This is a genomic window from Nocardiopsis rhodophaea (genome assembly GCF_039530945.1).
GTDB classification, from domain to species: Bacteria; Actinomycetota; Actinomycetes; order Streptosporangiales; family Streptosporangiaceae; genus Nocardiopsis_C; species Nocardiopsis_C rhodophaea.
Map to the genome: position 1 here is coordinate 12730 of NZ_BAAAPC010000028.1, position 24505 is coordinate 37234.

At 64.5% G+C, this 24505-nt stretch carries 11 protein-coding genes; 3 read left to right on the forward strand and 8 right to left on the reverse strand.

Going from position 1 to position 24505, the window contains the following annotated elements; translation table 11 throughout:
• Positions 1-63: 63 nt before the first annotated feature.
• Together ABD259_RS23755 and ABD259_RS23760 are read left to right on the forward strand one after the other, a co-directional pair.
• The gene (locus tag ABD259_RS23755) at positions 64-1536 is read left to right on the forward strand and encodes an AMP-binding protein (RefSeq protein ID WP_344165357.1); all 1473 of its coding nucleotides are present in this window, start codon (positions 64-66) and stop codon (positions 1534-1536) included.
• A gap of 48 nt (positions 1537-1584) precedes the next feature.
• Entirely contained in the window at positions 1585-2253 is a 669-nt protein-coding gene (locus ABD259_RS23760; RefSeq protein WP_344165360.1) for a TetR/AcrR family transcriptional regulator, read from the forward strand.
• A 41-nt stretch (positions 2254-2294) separates the two neighbouring features.
• On the opposite strand, the gene pabB is transcribed toward ABD259_RS23760, so the two are convergent.
• The 6 genes from pabB to ABD259_RS23790 form a co-directional block, all read right to left on the reverse strand.
• A complete protein-coding gene (pabB, locus tag ABD259_RS23765) occupies positions 2295-4430 on the reverse strand; it encodes an aminodeoxychorismate synthase component I (protein WP_344165363.1) in 2136 nt (711 codons plus the stop codon).
• A gap of 25 nt (positions 4431-4455) precedes the next feature.
• A complete protein-coding gene (locus tag ABD259_RS23770; protein WP_344165366.1) occupies positions 4456-5631 on the reverse strand; it encodes a 3-deoxy-7-phosphoheptulonate synthase in 1176 nt (391 codons plus the stop codon).
• A gap of 6 nt (positions 5632-5637) precedes the next feature.
• Positions 5638-6675, reverse strand: a complete 1038-nt coding sequence (locus ABD259_RS23775; RefSeq protein WP_344165369.1) for a class I SAM-dependent methyltransferase — start codon at positions 6673-6675, stop codon at positions 5638-5640.
• Between the two features lie 41 nt (positions 6676-6716).
• On the reverse strand, positions 6717-7445 hold the full coding sequence (locus tag ABD259_RS23780) for a thioesterase II family protein (RefSeq protein ID WP_344165372.1): 729 nt from the start codon (positions 7443-7445) through the stop codon (positions 6717-6719).
• A gap of 70 nt (positions 7446-7515) precedes the next feature.
• Positions 7516-8670 (reverse strand): Gfo/Idh/MocA family oxidoreductase, encoded by a 1155-nt coding sequence (locus ABD259_RS23785; protein ID WP_344165375.1) that lies wholly within the window; start codon positions 8668-8670, stop codon positions 7516-7518.
• A 45-nt stretch (positions 8671-8715) separates the two neighbouring features.
• Positions 8716-14229 (reverse strand): amino acid adenylation domain-containing protein, encoded by a 5514-nt coding sequence (locus ABD259_RS23790; protein WP_344165378.1) that lies wholly within the window; start codon positions 14227-14229, stop codon positions 8716-8718.
• 252 nt (positions 14230-14481) lie between these two features.
• Here ABD259_RS23790 and ABD259_RS23795 point away from each other — a divergent pair, with 252 nt between their 5' ends.
• Positions 14482-16035 carry an MFS transporter gene (locus tag ABD259_RS23795; protein WP_344165381.1) on the forward strand — a complete coding sequence of 518 codons (1554 nt, stop codon included), beginning with the start codon at positions 14482-14484 and terminating at the stop codon, positions 16033-16035.
• 583 nt (positions 16036-16618) lie between these two features.
• On the opposite strand, the gene ABD259_RS23800 is transcribed toward ABD259_RS23795, so the two are convergent.
• Together ABD259_RS23800 and ABD259_RS23805 are read right to left on the reverse strand one after the other, a co-directional pair.
• Complete coding sequence (locus ABD259_RS23800) at positions 16619-17050, reverse strand: ester cyclase (RefSeq protein WP_344165384.1); 432 nt, start codon at positions 17048-17050, stop codon at positions 16619-16621.
• A gap of 58 nt (positions 17051-17108) precedes the next feature.
• The gene (locus tag ABD259_RS23805; RefSeq protein ID WP_344165387.1) at positions 17109-24158 is read right to left on the reverse strand and encodes an amino acid adenylation domain-containing protein; all 7050 of its coding nucleotides are present in this window, start codon (positions 24156-24158) and stop codon (positions 17109-17111) included.
• Between the last annotated feature and the right edge of the window lie 347 nt (positions 24159-24505).

Genomic DNA, 24505 nt, shown 5'->3' on the forward strand with positions numbered 1-24505 from the left:
TCTCTCCCAGAGTCGCGTTCCGTACCCGGAACGGAAGCCCGACCACAGGAAGGAATCCTGCTGATGAATGCAGCCGCCGATCTCGAGTCCCGCGCAGCACGGCGCGGTTGGAACACCAAAACGGCCTACATCTCCGGCTCCGCACGCGTCACCCATGGGGAGATCCATGACCGTGCGGCACGCACCGCCAGCGTTCTCGCCGACTGCGGTGTCACCCCGGGCCGCCGTATACTGCTCGCCCTTCCGGACACGCCCGAATGGATCATTACCTTCCTGGCCGTAGCACGGCTGGGTGCGGTCTCGGTCCTCGCCAATCCAGGCATGACAGCCGAGGACCACACACACCTGGCCGAGGAGAGCGAAGCGGCACTGGCCGTGGTTGAGGAGCCGCTGATGGATCGCTTCGACGCCCGGCTCACCATCAGTCCGACACAGCTCACAGCCCAGGCCGCCCTTGCCCCGCCAGCGCCCGTCCACCAGGTCGCTCCCGATGCACCGCTGTACATCCAGTACACGTCGGGCACCACCGGCCGACCAGCGGGTGTCGTGCACCGGCATTCGGACCTGCCGCACCACGTCAAGGCGGTAGCTGAGCACATGCTCCGCATGAACGAGAACGACGTCAGCCTCTCCGTCTCCAAGCTGTTCTTTGCGTACGGCTTCGGCAACTCCCTCGTCTACCCGCTCTACACGGGCTCGGCCGCAGTGCTCGTGCGAGACAAACCCGCTCCGGACATCATCGCGGAGCTGGCCGAGCGGCATTCGGTGACCGTGCTGCACGCGGTGCCTTCCGCCCTGGCGTACCTGGTCGCCGAGGCGTCGCCCCGATCCTTCGAGCAGGTGCGGGTCGCGGTATCGGCCGGCGAACGGCTCAGAACGTCGCTGGCAGAGGAGGCCCGCAAGCTGCTTGGCGCCCCTGTACTCGACGAACTGGGCTGTACCGAAGTCGGCGGCGCTTTCTGCGCCAACACCCTCGACCACGCGGTGCCGGGCACCCTCGGGAAAGCGCTCCCGGGCTTTCGCGTGGAGCTGCGGGACACCGCAGGTCAGCCGATCACCGCCCCCAGTGTCGAGGGTGAGCTGTGGGTGACGGGACCAACACTCCTGATGGGCTACCTTCACCAGCCCGAACGCAGCGCCGAGGTAGTGCGGAACGGATGGCTGCGCACCGGTGACCGGGCGGAGTTCGATGAGGATGGAAATGTCCTGCACGCCGGCCGAATGGACGACATGGAGATGGTCGGCGGCATCACCATCTCGCCATTGGAAGTGGAGCAGGTACTGGATGAGCACCCGGCGGTCCGTGAATCGGCGGTCACCGCAGTCCCCGACGAACATGGCGCCACCAAACTGCGCGCCTTCGTCGTGGCCCGGCCCACTACCGATCACGCCACTGTGGAGCAGGAGCTGCTCGATACCGCACGGCGGCGACTGGCGCCCTTCAAGGTACCGAGATCGGTGCGTATCGTATCGGCCCTCCCGCGAACAGCTACCGGCAAGCTGCAGCGGTTCATACTGCGCACAGGCCATTCCTAGGGCCGCTCCCATTACCAGCCGCACGCAAATGGATGCGAAAATCTGTTCATGGGCCCCCAAGAGGAAGAACGCAATCGCGGAGGTCGGCCTCCACGTCTGACCCTGGATGACATCGTCCGGGCCAGCGAGAAAATCGTGCGGCGTGAGGGAGCAAATGCCCTGACCATGCGGCGTCTGGCCAAGGATCTCGATGCTTCCCCTATGGCCATGTACCGGCACGTGGCCGACAAGGACCAGCTGCTGGTGCTGGTGCTGGACCGCATCGTCGCCCATATTGAACGGCCGGAACTCCCGCAGGACCCCCGGGGACGACTCATGGTGCTGTGGCAGCTGCTCCACAGCGAACTCAGCACTCGTCCCTGGGCAGTGGAGGTACTGGTAGCGGGGGATGTCATGGCACCGTCGGTCATGTGGCTGGTGGAGGACATTCTCAGCGCATTCGTCGATGCCGGCCTCGACCACACTGAAGCCGCCACCGCCTACCGCGCGGTGTGGCAGTACACGATCGGCGAGATCATCGTGCACACATCGACGGATCAGCGCACAGCAGAGCTGACTCGCTCGCCCCACGCGATCACCATGATCTCCAAGGCGGATCAAACGACGATGCCGCACCTCGCCCACCTGGCGGACCAATGGACCGCCGCGCGGAAGTCCAACGCGTACCCCGTCGGTCTGAGCGCGATGGTCGACGGATTCATCGGCTCCCGCTCTTGAGCAGTAGCCTGCTGCGGACGCGTTCTGGTCCTGCTCCGCGCTCATCCCCTCACAGCCTCAGCGTGATCGGGGAAACGCTCTCCGAACAGCCTCAGCAGAGCGGCTGCCTTTACAGCTGTCTCCTCCAGTTCCTCCTTCGGGTCGGAGAGCGCGGTGATCGCGCCGCCGACTCCAAGACTCACTCTTCCCTGTTGGGAGACCAGCGTGCGAATCACGATGCTGTGGTCGGACCCTCCGTTGAGCGAGAAGTACCCGATCGCCCCGGAGTAGATGCCACGCGGTCCGGCTTCCAGTTCATCGAGGATCCGCATTGTGCGGATCTTAGGAGCGCCTGTCATGGAACCTCCCGGGAAAGCGGCAGAGAAACAGGAGACAGCCGTTGCGCCCTCGTCGAGCCGTGCCCGGACCGTGCTGACGAGCTGGTGGACCGTGGCGAAGCTTTCCACATCGAACAGCTTGTGCACCCATACCGAGCCGGGAGCGGCACAGGATCCCAGGTCGTTGCGGACCAGGTCGACGATCATGAGGTTCTCGGCACGCTCCTTTTCACTGGTCCTCAGTTCCTCACGCAGTCGGTAATCTTCCTCAGGATCGGACGACCGGGGCCGTGTGCCCTTGATGGGTTTGGACTCCACCACGCCGTCAGTGCCGACCCGCAGGAAGCGCTCGGGTGAGGTGCTCAGAACCGACAGCTCCCCGAAGCGCAAGAGGGCAGAGAAGGGTGCCGGGCTGGAGTGGCGGAGGAACTGGTAAGCGCGCCAGGGGTCGATGTTGACCGTACACGTCAGCATGTTGGTCAGACACACCTCGTACGTCTCGCCCGCCTCGATCTCTCGTTGCGCGTCATGAATGAGATCGAGGTAGCGTTCAGGGACATGGCGCGATGTGACACCGTCGGCGGCTCTCACCGCCTGTGGTGACCTCGAAGGCCCCGGACGATCTGCCTCCAGGGCGCGCAGTCGCCGCTCTCTGCCATCGAACCAGCGCTCTGCCGCCTCAGCACTTGCCTCGGATTCCCTGTCGGATACGGCCAGCGCCAGTAAGTGGACTTCGCTGGTGTCATGGTCGAAAGCGATCGCACGGTCCGAGAACACCAGGGCGGCATCGGGCTGTTCTGACCGGTGCTCGCGCTCACCTCCACACTCGGCCTTCAGCTCGTACCCAAGGCAGCCCACCCAGCCCAATGCGAAGTCGAAGGGCAGCTGAGGCGTTTCGACGGACATCGCACCGAGATCGGCCTCCAGCCAGTCTAAGAAGCGCCCGTGCACCCGGGACTCGCCGACAGCCGAACGGACAGTGGTGACGCCCTCCCACACATCGTGCTCGACCACACGCGATAAAGGCCCGGAGGCGTCTCCCATGAAGGAGAAGCGCCCTAGCGAACTGTCGGAGAGACTGCTGTCCAGCCAGAAGGCGGTCGGACTCCCGCTGTAGAACCTCTCGAAGACCTGCTCCGCTGTTACCTGAACCGTGAGTCGCCGCGCCAGCACCCGGTAATCGGGCGCGTGTGAGGCAGGCGCAGAAGAGCGCCGAGTTGGGGGTACCCGGTCACAGGCGAAACGGCGATGGGATCTCGAACGCCGCCGCCACTGTTCGGTCACCGCGGCGAAGTTGGCCAGGAGCTGGTGACCGTGCTCGGTAGAGACCGACTCCGGGTGGAACTGCACGCCCCACTGCGGACGGTGGCGGTGCCGGACACTCATCAATGTGCCGTCCTCCGCCCAGCCCGTCGCTTCGAGCTCCGGAGGCAAGGCCGTCACCAGAAGTGAGTGATAGCGGACCACATCGAAAGGCGAGGGCAACCCGGCGAACAATTCGTTTCCGTCATGTGCGACCGAAGAGAGTCGTCCGTGGCGCACCTCAGGAGCTGGGCCAATTGTGCCACCGTGTAGGTAGCACAAGCCCTGGTGGCCAAGGCAGACACCAAGCAGGGGTATCTGACTGTGCAGTATGACGTCGGTGCAGATGCCGAAGTCAGCCTGGCGCTCCGGGCGTCCAGGGCCGGGAGATATCACAACGTTGTCGAACTGTTCCAGGTCGGCCAGGTCGAATCCGACTTCGTCGTTGCGTATGACCTCGCATGGTTCGCCATTCACTTCGCCGAGATATTGAGCGAGGTTATGGGTGAAGGAATCGTAGTTGTCGATGATCAAAGTACGCATGTAGGTGCCTTCCACCGATCCTGGGCCGTGCTACGGCTGGTCACAGCTGGCTGCTGAAGTCCTCGACGATCCGCTCGGCCTGCTCGGCGTTGAGCCGGGGGTCACACACGGAGCGGTAGCACCGGGGCCACTGTTCCGCGGTCGCCTCGCGCTCGTCCTCAACGCACTCGTCGACGCCGTACGGAGTAAGTTCCAGGTGCAGTCCGCCCGGATGCTGCCCCGTTCGGCGCAGGATCCGGACGAACGCCCGGGTCTCATAGCTGACATCGCCGATCAGACGTGTCTTGTGTCCCGCGCGGCCTGGCACGGTGTTCCCGTGCATGGGATCGCACAGCCACAGCACCGGAACACCGCTGCGGTCGACCGCGGCGACCAGGTCCGGTAGCAACTCGTCCACACGCCGCGCGCCGAGTCTGACGATGAAGGTCAATCGCCCTGCAATACCAGCGGGATTGAGCCGACGGGCCAGTTCAACGGCATCGCTTGCCGCTGTGGTAGGACCGAGCTTCACCCCGATGGGGTTCGTCAGTGAAGCTCCCAGCTTGATATGTCTGCCGTGCGTGGAGCGCGTGCGGTCACCGATCCACAGGAAGTGACCGCTCGATCCGTACAGGCCACGGCTCCCCGGTCGGACGAGCGGCTCTTCGTAATCCAGCAGCAGAGCCTCATGGGCGCACATAACGCGCGGCACCTGGGGGGCGGCCGACCAAGTGGCACGGACGGCCCGCAGCACCTCGGCGGAGGCGTCATAGGCCCGGAGGAGTCGATTCGGATCCGCCGCCCTGGCATCCCCGCTGGGAACGGGCGAGTTCACAGCATCGCCACGATAGACCGGGATACTGCTTCCGTCGGGAAGCTGCTCGATATCGCAGGAGCGCGGTTTGGCGTACTGCCCGGCGAGCCGCCCCACCGGTTGCACATCGATGCCGTTCGCACGCCGCATCAGTGCCGCCAGCTGTAGCAGCTGGCCTACCTTGACATGCGCAACCGAGGGAACGGCGTCGGTGAACTCCTCCGCGCAATCACCGCCCTGCAGAACCAGGGCCTCTCCCTTGGTCGCTCGCCCGAGCGACGACAGCAGTTCCTGAGACTCGGCTTCGGTAACCAACGCCGTCCTGGCCGAGAGAACACGTCGTGTCTCGGCCAAGGCCTCGGGAAACGGCCAGGGCGGCTGCTGCGGCGTCCCCAACCGGGGCGCCTGAGGAATCGTCGGCATGGAGACTCAGCCGATCAACCGGTAGAAGCGGTGGTACATGTCCTCCACCGGCAGTATCTGAGTCTTCGAAAACCCGGCTTTCTCTGCGTAGGCGTCTACCGTGGCAGGGCGCATCGCCGTACCTGTAGCAGCGGAAGGCTGTTCCGCCAGTCCCACGGGCAGGCAGTGCAGGACGCTGGCGGCGTAGAGAAACCGTTCGACTTCCCCGGCGGGAGCGGTGAACTCTTCGGCCACCTTCGCATCCATCACCAGCACGGACGCCCCGTTGGACAGCAACGAACGACAGGATCGTAGGACGTCTACAGGCCGAGACATGTCGTGCAGGGCATCGAATATGCAGACGAGGTTGTACTGACCGACCAGCGAGGAGTCGGCGCAGTCACGGACCTGGAAGACGACCCGGTCAGCCACACCGTGTTCTGCGGCATTGCGACGCGCATCCGAGATCGACTGCTCGTCCAGGTCGTATCCGTCCACCTGAACATCCGGGTATGCCTTGGCGAGCGCGATACTCGACCATCCTGCGCCACATCCTACGTCGGCGATCCTGCCTCCGATCAGCAGGCGGTTGTGGACGTCCGGCAGTGCGTTGCGGACCCACTCCGCCAGGTTGTGAGTGAACAGGGCGCGGTTGGAGCCGGCATGCCCATCACGGGAATCATCGCCGTAGGCGACGTAGGGGACACCGGATCCCGAACGGAAAGCGGAGATGAGCTCGGGGAGGACCGGGCCGGTGGCACCCATCGGTAGCACCGCGATGGGCGCCACCGAGTAAGGGCTGTCCGGCGCGAGCAGCGCTTCAGCATGGCCAGCCGGAAGCTCGTAGACCCGCTCCGACGCGGGCTTGCCCGCGTCGTCGACGGTGATGATTCCCGCCGCGGCCTGCTGCTCCAGCCATTCGCGGGTATAACGCTCCGCGGTTTCAGTGCGTTCGGCGAGCTGGGTGGACGTCGCGCTGTCCTCGGCCAGCGCACCGTACAAGCCAAGCTTCAGGCCGAGATAGCAGGTATAGAGCTCTTGTGCCGCTACCGCAGAGGTGAACATGCGGATAGCGAATGACCGGGCCTCATTGTCCCGTCCTCGCCTCATCGCAGGAACCTTCCGTCGGACGACTCAGAAGGATGGTGGGAGACCGCGGGGGTGAGCGTCGCGGCCACCGCATCCACGACCTGAGGCTCTTGAGTGGTGAGGTAAAAGTGATCGCCAGGGAAGTCCCGCAGGGCGAAGGAACCGCTCGTGGTGCGTGACCAGGCCAGCGCCTCCTCGCGCGTCACCTCCGGATCCTCCTCCCCGATGAGAGCAGTCACCGGGGTGCGCAGCGCTGGGCCGGGGGAGGGCGAATATCGTTCTATGAGGCGGTAATCGGCGCGCAATGTAGGTATAAACAGCCCTCGCAGCGTTGGGTCCGCGAGCGTTTCCGGGGCGATCGCACCCAAACGGCGCACATCTTCGATCAGTCCGTCGTCATCGCCCCGATGAAGCGCACCCGGGCGCTGGACTTCAGGCGCGGGCCGACCGGAGACGAACAGTCTCTCGCACGTGAGGTTCGGCGCCTCGCTTTCCAGCCGTCGCATCACTTCATAGGCAACGGCGGCTCCCATGCTGTGGCCAAGCAATGCCAGCGGCCTGTCCCGCAATGGGCGCAGTGCGGCGGTGATCGCCTCTGCCATCGCGTCCATGTCGTCGACGTGCGACTCCTCGAAGCGATCCTGGCGTCCCGGGTACTGAACCGCATGCAGTTCGATCTCCTCCGGCAGGTGGCGGTGCCAAGTACGGAAAGCACTCGCCGCACCTCCAGCATGTGCGAAGCACACCAACCGGACCCTGCGTTGGGGGCGGGGGAGAAAACATCGGAACCACGAGGAGAGTGTGGTGTCTGGGTGTCTAGTCATTCCATCCGTCCTTCGGCCCCACGGCCAGAGCCGCCTTCTCGAGATCGTCTGCCGGGAGTACATCGGGGGCGTCGGAACGAGTGAGCTGCGTGGGATAGCCGAGTCGTGTCGTGAGGTCCTGCCAGAGGCGGCAGAGGGTCAGGTAGTACTGGCCTTCCTTGAGGGGGTCCTCTCCGGCGATGGCGGCGTGCTTCAGCTCGCCCAGCGCGGTACGGACGCCACCGGGCCACACGGACCCGACGATCTCGCGGTAGTCGGGACCGGTCGCCGGGCCGAGCACCGTGGCACTGGGGTAGGTGAGGTGTTCAGCGTCCGTATCGAAGAGCCGTACGGTGTGCCACGCCTCTTCAGGGCCATGTGGGCGCGGGCTCCACAACAGTGGTCCCTGGGTATTGGCGAGGGTGAGATGGCCCCCGTCCGTACCCACGGTGATGCGGTGAAACAGGTGCGTGTAGTTGTCCGGGTCGCTGGACTTCATCTGATTCTGCATACGCAGCGTCATCGGCACGCCCGAGAAGACACCGTCCACGGACCGGTAGGGGAACTCCAGATCCGTCAGCGCCCGCACTTCCTCCGGGATCTCTGGAATATCCGCGAAACCCCACGGCCGTGCCGCGCCAAGTGCCCGACCCAGAACGTCGAACAGCGTGTAAGCCACCTGGATGGCGCAGGTGGCGTCGATGAACTCGGGGCGCTGCTTGGCGAACAGCGCCCGGGCCGCGGCGATGAACCTCCGCACAGGCTCGATGTGGGGGTAGTGCGTGTTGAGCCGGTACTGCACACCGTTGCGGCGCGCAGCCCGCAGGCAGTCGGCGAGCTCGTCGTGATGCAGGGCATGCTCCTGCAACACGTGGATCCCGCGATCCATGAACGCCTGGGCCATCTCGGCTCCCCGGCCACCCTGCACCCCGGAGCTGATGACCACGCAGGCGATATCGACATCATCCGGGATTTGCTCCACGTCTGTGTAGAGCGGCACCTCGTAGTACTGCGCGCACGCTCTGGTGCGGTCGCTCCCTTGACCGACGATTCCGACGAGCTCGAATGGGAACTCGGGTTCGAGGAACGCCTGGAGGTAGACCCTCCCCCATCGCGTCCCGCAGACGACCACCTTCGGCCTGTGCGCCGGATCCAGCGTCCTAGCCACGGACAACACCTCTCCTCACCATTGCCTCTACCGGTCCGTACACCCTCAACCGACCGCTCCGTTGTGCAGCCCGACGGAAAGAATCTCCTTCGCCGTCGAGACGACATGCGGGGGTTCCAGACAGCTGAAGTGGTCGCCGGGCACGTCAAGCACCCTTAGGTCGCCGAGACACGTCTCGCGCCAGTAGGCGGTCATGTCCTCCTGCAGTCCGGGCAGGAACTGGAGCTTGCCCTGCGGATTCAGGAAGGTGATGTCACCGGCGTACAGGTCAGGCCTGTGCAGGGTCGCAGCCGCGAAGCTGTGCCGGAAGACGTCGTAGAGCTCGCTGACCTGGTCGGCAGAACTGACGGGCGAACCCTGCTCGATGAGCTGAGTGCTGAGGTCCCGCAGACGCTCGTGCCGGTCGCGCTTGCGCATCGCCCTGAATCGCTCGGCGACCGCCGACAGGCCCGCATCGCCGCTGAGGGCGTCGAAGGCTCCGTCCGGCACCGTGCCCGGAGTGGCGGCGAGCACCGCACGAAGCGCCCTCCCCATCAGGTGCTCGTCCTCATGGAAACCCATGCGACCGAGGTCTGCGGAGAGCACACGCCCGAAGGCGTACTCGAAGAGCAGTTCGTCGTCGATCCGGTACGGGACGCGGTAGCTGCTCACAACGGTGAGTGAGGCTACGTCCGCGCCGGCTTCGGTCAGCCGACTCGCCATCTCGGTCGCGAGCAGGCCGCCCAGGCAGTAACCGACGATGTGGAACCGCCGGTGCCCCTGAGCGAGGAGCTCATCGGCGTAGGTGCCCGCCAACCGGGAGATGAGTTGTCCTGGGTCCATGCTGAGATAGCCGTGCATATCGTTGACGGCGAGTCCGGCCAAGGGGCCGTGTCCCGAAAGCTCCCGGGCCAGCGTCCGGTAGGGCGCCATAGTGCCGATTCCCTCATGGACCAGCACCCGCACCGTTCCTTCTGAGGCGTCGTTAAGCGGGACAAGTGGGGAGAGCGCGGCTGCGTTCACCGTGGCTTGCTCAGCAGGCTGGTACTGCCGTATGTACTCGGCGAGATCCGCGATCGTGGGTTGGTTCAGCATGCGGCGAAGCAAGCCGTCGAAGTAGAGATCGACACACTCGGGGACCTGTTCTCGCAAACGGCCCACGAACTGCGCGACGAGCAGCGAGTCCCCACCGAGATCGAAGAAGTTCTGCCGACGTCCCACGACTTCCGCGCCCAAGACCTCTCCGGCCAGACCGGCCAGCACACTCTCCAGGGGGTCGGTAGCCTCCTCCTGGACGGTCCTCTCCTCCGACTGCGGCACACTGCTCACTCGGCTCCGCAGAGCCTTGCGGTCGATCTTGCCGTTGTCGGTGAGTGGCAACGTGTCGAGGACCTCGATGTCCGCGGGGATCATGTACTCGGGCAGGCGCCGCCGCAGCTGCGTGGCCAGCTCTTCGGTGCGGACATGGGCACGTTCCGGCCGCAGTCGGGCTGCGAAGACGTGCTGACCCATGGCGGACAGCGCGTCGTCCTCACTCGGGAAACAGGCGGTCACGTCAGCGCCCAGGTCGTCCAGAAGACCGAGCCATTGCGCGCGGGTAACGAAGGTGGTGTCCCGCTCGGAACGGAAGTCCTCGAACTCCTCCATCATGAAGGCCTGCGAAACACTGATCTCAAGGTGTTCGCGGGTGGCCTCGATAAAGACCAGCCAACCGCCTGGTACCAGGAGCTCTTTGAGCCAGCGCAGTGTGCGTTCTGTGTGCCGGGCATTGTTGAGCACACCAGCGCAGAGCACCACGTCGTAGGAGTTCGCGGCGAAGCCCTGGGACCAGTAGTCCTGGTTCAGGTCATAAATCCTGCATTCCATGCGCGGCCGGTCGGCGAAGCGGGTGCGGGCTCCCTGGAGGAAGTACTGCGAGACGTCGGTGAAGGTGTAGTCGACCTCGTGCTGTGCCAGGGCCTCAACCGCGTGCCGAGTGGTGCTGGCGATACCGCCACCGACTTCCAGCACTCTCAGCGGTCCTTCGTCGGCACGCCGAGCTTCGGCAATGCACCGCAACGCGTCGGCCGCGACCCGGTTGTTGTGCTCGGCTGCCACGTTCAGGCTGTAGGTCGCCTCCGCGACGTCCTGTCGCCCTTCGGGGAAGAACAGCCGCGAGGGGTTGGCTTCTCCACGAAGAAGGGGGCGGAGGCTCTCAGCGCTGCCACGGAAGTAGGCCATCAGCGGCGCAGGGCAGATCCGTTCGTTCCTCGCCGCTTCGGCGCGGTCCCAGGCGCGAGTACGTCCGGTGATGTCGACCTGTCGCAGGTCGTGGAAACGCTCGCCGTCGACGTCACGCCGCACCATCCCGGCGGCTTCCAGCTCACGCAACCAGCGCCGCACGAGGGAACTGTGCTGCGGTAGTGCGCCCAGCGCCGCGTCGAGCTCCTCGGCGGTCGCTGTCCTGCCGTCTGCGAACAGGCCGGTTTCTCCGAGAATATGGGCCATGGAGGCCAGCAGTGCGTTGTCCAGTTCCTGAACGAAGTCGTGGATAGCCTGCTCGTCGATGTCGCTGTCCAGGTCGCCACGTACCGCCGCGGCCGCCTCGGTGAGGGCGGTGACGATCGCGTCGGGAGGCTCTGGTACGTCGTCCAGCGTCCTACCGGCCACGAAAGCGTACAACCGCCGGTCTGCGGCTCCTTCCCCCGTAACCAGTGCGGCGGCGGTGCCGACGGCGTGTTCGGACAGCAGCGCTGCCTCGACCTCCGCCAGTTCGATGCGATGGCCCCGGATCTTGACCTGAGAGTCCTCCCGGCCAAGGAACTCAATGGTGCCGTCGGCGAGATAGCGCCCGAGATCCCCGGTACGGTACAGCCGTTCTCCTGTTTCCGGGTGATGGATGAACTTGGCGGCGGTAAGTTCTTCATCTCCCAGATAGCCCAGGGCAAGTCCGGCCCCGCCTATGTAGAGCTCGCCCGCGACGTAGTCCGGGCAATCGCGTAGAGCGCGGTCAAGGACCGAGAAGGTCTGGTTGGTCAGCGGAGTTCCGTAGGGGATGCTGGTCCAGCCAACGGGTACCTCGGTGATGGGGTAATGGATCGACCAGATGGCCGCCTCCGTGGCACCGCCCAGGCTCACCAAGCGCAGTCCAGGCAGCAGTTCGCTCATTTCCCCCGGGAGCGTCACGGGGATCCAGTCACCGGACAGCAGCGCTAAGCGCAGTGACGAGAGAGCGGGGGAGGGCAGACGGCTCTGCTCGGCCTGCAGGTAGTGGCCGAGCATCTGCATCTGGGCTGGAACGGAGTTCCAGACGGTCACGTGATGCTCGGCGGCCGTGAGCGCCCAGTGCGAAGGATCTGCGCGTCCTTCCTGATCAGGCAGGACGAGTGCGCCACCGACCGACAGTGGCCCGAAGATGTCGTAGACGGACAGGTCGAAGCCGAGGTTGGCGAGGCCCAATACGCGGTCCTGATCGGTGACATCGAAGCGCCGGTTGATGTCATGGATGGTGTTGAGCGCGGCGCGATGGCTGATCATCACGCCCTTGGGCTTGCCCGTGGACCCTGACGTATAGATGATGTACGCGAGGTCGTCGGGTGTCGCCGTGACCTCGTGCGAGCGTGCCTCGTCGGCGCGACGGGCGAGAGTATCCGCCGCGATCCAGGAGACCTCGTGGCCTGCGGCCCCCTGTTGTGCGTCCTCCAACAACCAGGATTGGGTGAGCGCGCAGCCTACGTTCGCGTCGGCAAGAATCTTGGCCCGGCGTAGGGGCGGCTGAAGGGAATCGACCGGTAGATAGGCGCAGTCGGCGAGCAGGATGCCGAGCACGGCTGCGATCTGCTCCCAACCCTTGTCCATCACCACGCCGATGAGGTCGCCGCGATGCCCTTGAGAGCGCAGCGTGTCTGAAATGGCGGTGGCGTGCTCCAGCAGCTCACCGTAGGTCAGGGTCCTCCGGCCGCTGATGACAGCAGGACGATCGGGGGTCTGCTGAGCCTGTAGAACGAACCCATCGTGCAGCAAGGCGTCCGGCAGCGGGCCGGCGGTGTCATTGGCTGTCTGTCTCCGGTCGCGTTGCCTGCGGGGCAACGCGACCGGGGAGTGCTCCTGCCAGACCTCGTCACTTTCGGCCAATCGCAGCAGCAGCTCGCGGTAGGCGTCGAACATGGCGTCAAGGACTGGGCCAGGGACGACGCCTTCACGTACGTCCCAGTTCGTGGACAGGCCACCGCGCCGTTCGATGTTCTGGCAGTCGATCCACACCTGGGGTGTCTGGCTGATGCCGTGACCGAGCCGACCCCAGGACTCCTCACCCAGGCCATCGTCGGTGCCACCAACACCAATGGCACTGGTGAACACGACCGGCATCAACGCGGCGTCCTGACCGCGCCGACGGGAGAGTTCACGCATCACCTCGACGCCCGAGCACAGCCGGTGGTCCAGGTCCTCCCACAACTGGCCTTGCAGGGCTTTGGCCCGTTCAGCCAGCCCTATCCGTTGACTCTGCGTCACCTCGAGAAGGTTGACGGAGGTGAAGTCGCCGATCATCCGCGGCACGTCCGGGTGCAGCGGCAGACGGTTCAGCAGGGTCAAGTTCAGTGTGAACCTGGAGTTCCTACTCCAAGCGCCGATGACATCGGAGTATGCGGCGAGAACGGCAGTCGAGGGGGTCACACAGTGCCGGCCTGCTCGCTCCCGTAGAGCAGACCACTGCTGCGGCGTCAGGTCGAGGGCGTAGCGCCGGAAACGCGGTCGCTCTGCGGTGGTGCTGTTCGGCTCCAGGGGAAGTTCAGGGGCGGGGGGAAGGTGGTCGACGCGCCGCCACCAGTAGTCCCGGTCACGCTCGTAGCGAGCACCATCGCGCAGCGCGCGTTCCGCCCGTAGATAGTCGCGGAACTGCACGTCCAGAGGGGGAAGTTCAGCCTCGGGGTACTCGTAGAGCTGACGAAGTTCGTCGAGCAGGATCTGAATGCTGACGAAGTCCGCGATGAGGAAGTCGACGGAGAAGTGGAGTACGGCCTTCTCCGGACCGCGCGTCACGCGCAAGTCGAAGAGTGGCCATACGTCGCTCTCGTAGACGCGATGGCCCATCTCCTGTCGAATCTCGTTCGTACGTGTAGAACACTGCTCGGCGGAACTCGCCCGCAAGTCTTCGACATGGATGCGGTACGCGGGTGTGGTCTCTGCCACCCTCTGGGTACCGTCTTCATGGACGGTAGCGCGCAGCATGTCGTGGCGCTCGATCATCTTCTGCCAGGCAGCCTCCAGGAGAGCCGGGTCGAGCGCGTCGAACTCCAGTTCCCCATAGCCGTGACAGGAGACGCCGCCGTATGCGAACACGTTACGGCGGCCCAAGAGGTAGGCGGACTGCATGTCCGTTAGGGGGAACGGCTCGTACCGACTTGAGGGGTCCGGCTCGACTTCCCCCTGAGCTGCGGCGCTGCGCAGCTGTTCAATGACGTCGTACTTACATCGACGCAGCTCTTCTCGCAGCTCCTCCGTCAAGACGCCCTCCGGCGCCCGATATCGGAGTGTGCCCTCCTCCTCCCAGAGCTGGACCCCCCGTCGTCCGAGTTCGACTATGAGCTCATCAGCATTCATTCAGCGTCCTCCTGAAATAGGTTTTCAGCACAAAGGTGCCACCCCAATCAGCAACCGTCGACGGAAGCCGATTCGCGAACCTGAAGTAACCAACACACGTCAAGGAGCACCGCGATACATTTCATGATCAAGACAATCAGACCAGAACCTAACACCCCCAACGCGCATTCACAACTCCTTTTGAAGCATGATAAATGATGGTTTGATTACAGGTATACTTGGGGTCCTTCCAAAGAGATGAGGGGTGCAGCTATGACGGAAGAGTCGGCCACCGAGAGCCGCGACTCGCCGCCACAGACGGAGCGCTGGCTACCGGCCCAGAAGCGACTCTTAGCAGTAGTCGCGGCAGCAGCCGGAATCTCCGGCATCGACACGACCATCGTCAACGTCGCACTTCCACACATCGGCGCCGATCTCAAGATGTCCCTGGCCGGTCTGCAGTGGGTGGTAGACGCCTACAGCCTGCTCTATGGAGCCGTCCTCCTCACCGCGGGCGTTCTGGCCGACAGGTATGGCTACCGCAAGCTCTTCACCATCGGCGTGATCGGCTTCGCCCTAACCTCGACGGTCATCGCGCTCTCGCAAGGTGAGGGAGTACTGGTAGTGGCCCGGGCACTGCAGGGGATCTCTGCGGCAGCCCTGACTTCAGCTGGCATGGCACAGCTGGCAGCCGGATTCCCAGGCACTGGAAGGGCACGTGCCCTCGGCATTTACACCACCGTGGCGTCCTTGTCCTTCGTCATCGGACCCCTGCTGGGCGGGGTGTTGGTCGACTCAGCGGGCTGGCGCTGGGCCTTCTTGATCAACCTCCCTTTGTGCCTGGCGGTGGTTGCGGCCTCCCGCGGGCTGCCCGGTGACCACCGGTCCACCCATCGGCCTATGGACCCGATGGGCCTGTTGCTGTCCGCCGCGGGGCTGCTTGTGATGACGTACGGGGTGATCGCCGCACCTGAGCGCGGCTGGGGCAGCCCGCTGGTTGTCGGCTGCCTGATCGGCGGCAGCGTGCTGCTCGCCCTCTTCGTGATGGCAGAGCATCGAGGGCGCCACCCATTGCTGGACCTGCGGTTGTTTCGCGTTCCGGCCTACAGCGGCGCACTACTGACCCTCTTCACCATCGTGGCCTCGTTCTTCGGCCTGATGATGTTCCTGGCCATATGGTTCCAGCAGGTGCGCGGCTACTCCGCGCTGCAGGCGGGACTAGCCCTGCTGCCCATCATCCTTCCGTTCATGGTGACAGCCCCACTGGGCGCCCGGCTGCTCAAGAGGTTCAGCACAGCCTCCGTGACCACAGCCGGAAGCACCATCACAGCCATCGGTCTACTGCCCCTGACGACCCTCCACTCCGACAGCAGCTGGCTACTCCTTGCGCCCGCGCTGGTGGTACTGGGAGTGGGCGGGGGACTGGTCCAGGCCCCGGTTATGTCGGCCGCGCTCGGTGCGGTACCGGCCGAGCAGGCGGGGCTGGCGAGCGGCGTCGCCAACAGTGTCCGTCCACTGGGGATCGTGGTCGGCGTCGCGGTACTCGGCACAGTTCTGGCACAACGCGTCAGCAGCTCATTGCAGGAACCGCTGGCCACAGTAGACATCGACGGCGACGCCGCCAGCGAGATCATCCACTCTGTGTCCGCGGGACGACTGGAGGCAACCCACGGTCTGTCCTTCCAGATGCTCCAAGACGCTTACACGAGCGGTTTGACGTCCGTGGCCTGGGGCAGCGCGGCCCTCGCCGCGTGCTCCGCCCTGATCGCCCTGCTGACACTGCGTAACAGGTCTGCACAAGCACAGGAAGAGAAACACAAAGCCTGATCCTGGGCCAGGGGTGAGGGCCTCAGGTGATGGGACTCCCCCCACCATCAGGGTTCCATCCTGTGCGCGGTCTCTCCAGCCCACACCACCCGCAGGCGCCAGAGGTCCTGCACCGGGTGTCAGCGGTGCAGGACTGGGTGCGCTAGCGCACCGTCTACCGGCGATTCCGACGCTTGGCGGCCGACGGCCCCTGGGAGCGCATCGAAGCCCACCTCATCGCCGCCCAGGACACCAACCCGCACGTCCAACGCCGACTCCACTGTCATACGCCCCCACCAGCACGCCGCGGGTACCGGAAAAGGGCATCAAAAGAGGACTCGCGACGCGTCCAGTGGATCGAAGGAAGGGCATAAAGGGCACGATCCCCGGACGAGAGGACCAGAAGGACAACCGCAAATTGCACGGCCGCCGAGGGGGTTGGCCTCCAGTCTTCGACCGCGAGGTCTACCGGGACCGCAACCGGGGGAGCGGCTGCGGGAGCCCGGTGGCTGGGCACGGCGGGATGCCCCACAACCCCACCTCTTTGGAAGAGGCGGGACTATCCGATGAGATCCTCAAGAAACCTCATTACCGAGGAATCAAGTCACGGCTTCGGCACGAACCCAAGTTGTTCCATGAACTGAATACCATCGGAGCACACCCAATATTCAGAAAACTTTCCCTCCGCATACCGCATGATATCCATCCCGGAGAAGGAAACTTCCGCCCCAGCCTCTACAGGGGAACCCGGAAATTCACCATTGTAAACTCCGCGGAACATCCATCGAGCGGACACCAGGTCTCCTTCAACCAGCGGACCCACCGTGACCTCTACCCGCACACTAGAGAAAAGCGACACACCGTCACGGATCATCTCCGCAAGCTGGTCTGGCCCGTAGATGTCCTTGGTCGGCCAGTGACCAACGAAGTCAGGTGCAGAAATTTCTGCAGCGATAGCACCCATCTCCTTCGGATCTGCGTGCCACAGCTCGTCAATCCACTTCGCGTAGAGGGTCTTGGCCTGCTCCACACTCATCCATGCCTCCATTGAAAGATCTGATTGGCTACAGCCTTGTAGATTTCATCGCTCTATGTCAGATGCTGCCCTCGTCCATCAGCTGACCAGCGCCTGCAGCGCCCCGCGATGTGATCAGCCTCGCGAGTTGCCGGACGGTCGGCGTCGCGAGGAACTCTCGCAGTGTCACTTCCACCCCGAATGTCTTGCGAAGCCGTTCGACCAAGTGTGTCGCCAGCAGGCTGTCACCGCCGAGGACGAAGAAGCTCTCGTCCCTCCCGACCTGCTCCACTCCGAGCAACTCCTGCCACTCGCTTGCCAGTTCCGACTCGGTTTCGCCTTCCGGCAAGGCGTATTCGGAGGTCTGCGGACCTGCATCGCTCAGCTGCCGGACGATCTCGGCACGGTCGACCTTTCCGTTCCCGCTCAGTGGCAGCCTCGGGACCTCCACCAGCAGCTCCGGGATCATGTAGCCGGGCAGCCGCTCCATGAGCCAGTCCTGCAACGCGTCCGCGTCCAAACCAGCAGCCTGCGCGCTGCGGGGCGACTCGGGCACTAGGACCGCACCCAGCCCGACAGGGCCGTTCCCGACGGTCGTGACCACACACTGTGCGATGTCGGGGTGGGCGGCGAGTGCACTCTCCACCTCACCCAACTCGATCCGATGCCCCCGCACCTTCACCTGATGGTCAGCACGCCCCAAAAACTCCAGCGTGCCGTCCGGCCAGTACCGACCGAGGTCCCCCGTCCGGTACCACCGCACACCATCTACCTCAAGGAACTGAAGATCCGTCCGCTCCCGATCACCGCAATACCCCAGCGCCACACCCGCGCCACCGATCCACAACTCCCCCGCCACCCAGTCAGGACAATCCCGCCCCAACTCATCCACCACACGGAAGTACTGGTTTGCCAGAGGGCGTCCGTAAGGAATGGAAGACCAATCGGGGTCGATCCTCTCCACCTCAAAGGAGTTGGACCACACGGCAGCCTCCGTGGCTCCGCCCAGCGCGATCATCCGGCAGCCAGGGGCACCTGACGAGAGCCGAGGGTGCAGGTCGAGGCCGACCCAATCGCCAGAGAGAAGCGCCAATCTCAGCGATGCCAGGGGCTGCTGGGAACTCGCCCCTATGAGAAGCATGTCCAGGAGCGCGGGAACAGTGTTCCAGACGGTGACGTTCCAGCGCCGGATCAGCTCGGCCCAACGACGAGCCTCCCGTCGTTCGTCCTCCTCGATCAACACGACGGCACCCCCAGCCGACAACAGACCGAAGATGTCGTACACCGACAGATCGAAGTCCAACGCCGACACCGCCAACACCCGGTCACCCGGACCCACGCCAAAGCGCCCGTTGACATCCGCCAACGTATTCACCGCCGCCGCATGACTGACCATCACCCCCTTCGGCTCACCCGTCGAACCCGACGTGAAGATGATGTAGGCGACAGAATCCTCAGCCACCTCCGCCAACCCCGACACCGGATCCGCCCGCAACGCCTCCTGCATCTCGGCTTCGGTCAACAGCGCTGATATGTCCGCGCGAACAAGAATGCGATCCCTACGACGTTCCGGCTGATCGACGCCGACCGGTACGTACGCCGCACCTACAGCGAGCACTCCGAGCACCGCCGCGACCTGTTCCGGTCCCTTCGGTAGACACACCGCCACCCGGTCGCCCGGGCGGACGCCATGCGCCGCCAGATGGCCGGCCACCCGCAGCGACCGGTCCGCGAGCTGGCCGTAGGACCATGTCGCGGCCTCACCCCACGCCAATGCCAGCGCATCGGGATCCTCAGCAGCGCGCGCGAAGAAAGACTCGTGTAGTAGAACGTGCTCCTGCGGAGCGGTAGTCGCGTTGACCCGCTCCCGCATCACGCGCTGCGAGTCGGGCAGTAGCTCCGGAGCCGACCGCGTCCAGTCCACCTCGGCGAGGGAGAACACTAGTTCACGGTGTGCCTCGAACATCGCGTCCAGGACGCCTTCATGGAAGAGGTCTTCAACGGCATCCCAGTTGAAGCGGATGCCGCCTTCGAAGTCCATGACCTGATAGTCCAACCAGACTTGCGGTGTCTGTGAGAGGCCCCAAACCTGTTTCGCGAACGGCGCCGAGGCCAGTTCCCTGCCCACGCCGAGCGCACTGGTGAACACCACTGGCATAGATCCGGAAGCGACATCGTCCGACCGCGCCATCTCCCGCATGACCTCGATCGCCGAGACGTCGCTGTGGTCCAAGTCCTGCCAGAGGCGCTCCTGGAAACGCAGGGCACGCTCCAGCAAAGTCTCACCAGACTGCGGCTGGTACCCGGCCAGCAGGAGCGAGGTGAAGTCGCCGACAACAGACTGGACCTCTGGGTGCACCTCTTTCCGATCGAACAGGGTGAGGTTCAGCGTCACGTCCGGACGGCTGGACCACCGGCCGAGCACCTCCGCGTAGCAAGTTGCCAGCAGAGCCGCTGGGGTCAGGCCCTGGGATCGGGCCTTCGCGCAGATGGCCTCCCACTGCTCCTGGGGAACGACCGCCTCGCGACGGGTGAACTTCGGCCGTGTGACAAGAGCTGGATCCATGCGCAGCGGCAGCTGCGGTGCCGGCGGCAGCTCTTCGGCGCGCTCACTCCAGTAGCGCCGACTTGTTTCGAGGCATTCGGGGTCCGAAGACACGTCCAACACGTAGTCCCGAAACGACAGGGACAATGGGGGGAGTTCAGCCTCGGGATCGCGGTAGAGCTGACCGAGCTCCGAGAAGACGATCATGATGCTCAGCGCATCGAGGATCAACAGGTCAAGGCTGAATGCGACGCGAGTACGCCCGTCCCCGCAACGCACCGCCCGTATGTCGAACAGTGGCCAGGCCGTGGAATCCAGTACCTGATGGGAGAGCTGCTCACGCAACTGCCCCAGGACGGCACTCTCCTCACTGTTCGCGGCGTCGACGACCGTGATCCGGTAATGGGGCACATCAGGCAGGATGCGCTGTGTACCGTCCTCACCGAATACCGCACGCAGCATCTCGTGTCGTTCGATCAGCCTGTTCCACGCTGCTTCAAGTCGCTGCAGGTCAATGTCGTTCTCCTCGAACTCCCAATACCAATGGGAGGCCACGCCACCCAGCGCAAAGTCCTCTGTCCGTCCCATCCAGTAGGCGCGTTGCACATCGGTCAGCGGGAACGCCTCGAAGCGGCTTGGAAGGTCTGAGGTGATCACCACCTCAGAGGTGTTCGCTTCCGTGTCTCTGCGCAGGGACGCGGCAAAATCCTTCAAGACCGGATTGGACAACAGGGTGCGCAGGTCGACCCCCGCCAGTCCTGCGGCACGGAGACGGCTTGCGGCGCGGGTCGCGAGCAGACTGTCCCCACCCAGGGAGAAAAAGCCGTCGTCTCTGCTGACCGCGTCAGCCCCCAGCAGTTCTTTCCAGACTGCTGCCACCTCCTCCTCGACCTCACCCTGTGGCGGGCGGGCGAGGGAGTCTGACGACTGCTGTGCGGCTAGCAAGTCGGTGATCCTCTTGCGATCGACCTTGCCATTGGCATTCAAAGGCAAGGCATCGAGCATGAGGAAATGTTCCGGAATCATGTAGGAGGGAAGCTGACAGCCGAGCCAGTCGATTAGTTCCGAAGTCTCCGCTACGTGCTGAGATGGCTGTACGGCCGCGGACAGGCGGGCTGACACGCTGCCCGTCACGGTCACCACGGCCCTTGCGATGTCGGGGTGGGCGGCGAGTGCACTCTCCACCTCACCCAACTCGATCCGATGCCCCCGCACCTTCACCTGATGGTCAGCACGCCCCAAAAACTCCAGCGTGCCGTCCGGCCAGTACCGACCGAGGTCCCCCGTCCGGTACCACCGCACACCATCTACCTCAAGGAACTGAAGATCCGTCCGCTCCCGATCACCGCAATACCCCAGCGCCACACCCGCGCCACCGATCCACAACTCCCCCGCCACCCAGTCAGGACAATCCCGCCCCAACTCATCCACCACCCGACAAGCGACGTTTTTGAGCGGGGTGCCGTAGGGCACGGATCGCCAGTGTTCCGGTATGGACGTGACCTCGCACACCGTTGAATGGATCGCTGCCTCCGTGGTGCCCCCGAGCCCGGCCAGGCGGCATCCAGGGGCCTGTTCCTGCAACCGACCCCATAGGTCAACGGTCACCCAGTCGCCGCCAAGCAACGCCACACGCAGGCCCAGATTCCCTCCAGCGTCTTCTGCGGCGATGAGCAGCATGTCGAGCAGCGCCGGTACCGACTGCCAGACCGTCACGCCGTTACGCTGGACGGAGTCAACCCAGCGCACCGCGTCCCGTCGTTCGTCCTCCTCGATCAACACGACGGCACCCCCAGCCGACAACAGACCGAAGATGTCGTACACCGACAGATCGAAGTCCAACGCCGACACCGCCAACACCCGGTCACCCGGACCCACGCCAAAGCGCCCGTTGACATCCGCCAACGTATTCACCGCCGCCGCATGACTGACCATCACCCCCTTCGGCTCACCCGTCGAACCCGACGTGAAGATGATGTAGGCGACAGAATCCTCAGCCACCTCCGCCAACCCCGACACCGGATCCGCCCGCAACGCCTCGTCGAGAAGCATCGGCACAGCCCCCGATGGCCACGCCTCGTCGTTCCGCTCGTCGGTCTCTGTCACTACAGCGCGCACACCCGCACGGCGATAAATACGAGCCCTGCGGGCAACTGGCTGGTCAATTCCGACCGGAACATACGCCGCACCCGCAGCCAGTACACCCAGAACGGAGGCGACCTGACCGGCACCCTTGGGGAGAGTGACCGCCACGGTGTCGCCCGGCGCCACTCCCCGTGCTTTCAGGGCTCCCGCGATTCGCAACGCCTGCTCGGCCAGGTCGCCGTAGGTCAGGTCGTCCTGTCCATCTGCCACTAGTGCGATGCGCTGCGGTGCGGATTCGGCCTGCTGGAAAAACCCTTCGTGGAGCAGCAGTCCACTGGTCGGGGCCTCCGTAGCGTTGCGTTCGGCACGCACCGCTTGCTGCTCGTGAGGCAGAAGGGAAGGCAAATGCCGGTCCCAGTCCTCCTCACTGCCGACGAGCCAGTCGATAAGGCGGCAATAGGCCCCGAACATGGCATCAAGGACACCCTCGCTGAACAGCGCTTCGTCTGCATCCCAGTTAAGCAGCAGACCTCCATCGTGTTCGGTGACCTGATGGTCCAGCCAGACCTGGGGGCCCTGGGAGATCATCCATGAAGGTGTGCCGAAGCATCGGCGTACGCCCTCGCTGAACAGCTCGCCCAGACTCAATCCGCTGGTGAACACAACGGGCGCGTACACGGGGTCGCCATCATTGATCCGGGTCAGGTCGCGCAGGACATCGATGCCGGAGTACTCCGTGTGCGTCATGTCGCCCTGCAACTGACGATGCAGCTGTTTGACCCGGTTGAGGAAGCTCGCTGACTCCCGCAGATCCACTTCGAGGAGCAGGAGGTTGGTGAAGTCCCCAGTGAGCTTGAAGACGTCGGGGTGCACAGCTTCACGGTCGAAGAGTGGCAGATTAAGCAGGAAGCGTTTACGCGAGCTCCACGCTCCCAGAACCTCAGCGAACGCGGTGGCGAAGACCGTCGGCAGGGTCACTCCATGCCGCCGAGCACGCGCGGCGAGCAGGTCGCGATCATCGCCACTGATCCAGTGGTGGCGACGACTCGGAGAGCGCTGCGAGAGACGCTCCGGCTCGACCGCGAGCGGGAGTTCAGGTCCGCCAGGCAGATCGGGCAGGCGTTTCTGCCAGTAAGCGCGGTCCTTCTCCCGCCCTTTTTCGCGCCGTCGTGCGCGATACGCCAGATACCGCGGGTAGCTGTAGTCGATGGGGGGAAGGGGCTCGTGCGGAGCGTCGTAGAGCGCTGCCAAATCGGCGAGAACGATTCTGAAGCTCAACGCATCGGCCACCAGCATGTCGATGTTCACGTGCACTCGGCTGCCGCCGTCCGGCAGCAGCGACACCTGTACATCGAAAACCTCACCGCGTTCCACGGCCAGACGTCTGCCCGACAGCTTCTGGCGGAGCCGCCTCTGGTGCTCTTCGGCCTGTTCATGGCTGTAACCACGGAGATTGTGAACGGTGATACCAGGCCACGCACTCTGGTCGGCGATCCACTGCCGACCGTCATCGGTAAAGTGTGCGCGCAGCATCGCGTGGCGCTGCGTCACGGCCCGAACAGCATGCTCCAGTCGGTCCACCTGAACTTCACGTCCGGTGAACTCGTTGTAGAAGTGTGCCGCCACCCCGCCGAGCACTTGTTCATCACCGCGGCCGATCCAATAGGCATGCTGCATCAGCGCCAGCTCGAACGGTTGCGCCTCGTCCACAGGAGGGGCGGTGTCTCCGAATTCCATACTCTCCGGCACATCGACTGCCCCCGGCGCCGCTGCCACAGCTGCCCACCAGTCCTGAAGTACGGTGCTGGCGAACAAATCGCCGAACGTGACCCCGGAACCGTCGGCCCTCCACCGGTTGACCAATGTCATGATCATGATCGAGTCAAGGCCGAGAGCGGTCAGATCGGCATCGTCAGTGATCCGGGCCAGCGGCTCGTCCAGGACTTCGGCGATGTCCTGCCGCATCAATTCGACGGACAGCCGCGGCGCATCAGCGTCCGCGATCGGAGCTCCGCCCTCGTGCTCGTCCGCGAAGATCATCGCAGAGTCGAACAGTCCGGAGGACGAAATCAGGTCCTCTGCGGAACCTCCATCGGTCTCAGCCACGGATCCACTGGAGGTCGCAGTTTCGGTGTATCGCTCGACGCGCAGCACGTTCAGAGCTCCGCGGCGGTGCAGCTGGAGGATCTCATGCTCCACCGGCTCTGCGTCGGGCGACTTCGGCAGTGCTCCCAGAGGCACGCACGTGACCTCGTCAGGTGTCACCTTCCATTCGCGGATCAGATTCGCACGTGCGCCCTCGGCCACCGCGGAAAGAGCGGACTCATCCATTCCGTGCGCACACTCGACGAAGATCAACAGCCGGCCGTCCGAGGTCCCCTGTGTGGCACAGACCGCGCTACAGCCATCGTCTGCCAGGTGCCGCGCGAGAGCGTGCTCAAGATCCTTCGCCAGCACCGGACCTATGCCTGTGCCAATTTCTCGCCACGCGTCCAGCATCCTCGCCTCACCCGAATCGGAAGTTTGTTTACTTGTATCCTAGTTGCATAGGGTTTGTACAGAGCATTTCGGGTCAAACGCGTGTTCGACGCAATTAAGGGCTCTGACCCCAAATCCTGGATTTGCGCTGGGGAAACACCTGAAGACACACTGATGAACGCGCTCCCAGGAGGCACCATCGATGGCGTTCAGCGGCGTGCAGGGGTGAGCTGGATAACCCGCTCACGGACGAGGGCTCCGATGTTGACGCGCAGCTCGTATCGGCCCTCGGAGGCTGCGGTGGACTCCTGAGGGCCCTCGGAACGGGAGAGTGCGGCTCACGGGTGAACTGCTGACCCTCCGGCGAG

What these genes read in the sequence shown, in the direction of transcription:
- ABD259_RS23755 (WP_344165357.1), top strand. Translation starts at nt 64, where the DNA reads ATGAATGCAGCCGCCGATCTCGAGTCCCGCGCAGCACGGCGCGGTTGG.
- ABD259_RS23760 (WP_344165360.1), top strand. Translation starts at nt 1,585, where the DNA reads ATGGGCCCCCAAGAGGAAGAACGCAATCGCGGAGGTCGGCCTCCACGT.
- ABD259_RS23770 (WP_344165366.1), bottom strand. Translation starts at nt 5,631, where the DNA reads ATGCCGACGATTCCTCAGGCGCCCCGGTTGGGGACGCCGCAGCAGCCG.
- ABD259_RS23775 (WP_344165369.1), bottom strand. Translation starts at nt 6,675, where the DNA reads ATGTTCACCTCTGCGGTAGCGGCACAAGAGCTCTATACCTGCTATCTC.
- ABD259_RS23790 (WP_344165378.1), bottom strand. Translation starts at nt 14,229, where the DNA reads ATGAATGCTGATGAGCTCATAGTCGAACTCGGACGACGGGGGGTCCAG.
- ABD259_RS23795 (WP_344165381.1), top strand. Translation starts at nt 14,482, where the DNA reads ATGACGGAAGAGTCGGCCACCGAGAGCCGCGACTCGCCGCCACAGACG.
- ABD259_RS23800 (WP_344165384.1), bottom strand. Translation starts at nt 17,050, where the DNA reads ATGAGTGTGGAGCAGGCCAAGACCCTCTACGCGAAGTGGATTGACGAG.
- ABD259_RS23805 (WP_344165387.1), bottom strand. Translation starts at nt 24,158, where the DNA reads ATGCTGGACGCGTGGCGAGAAATTGGCACAGGCATAGGTCCGGTGCTG.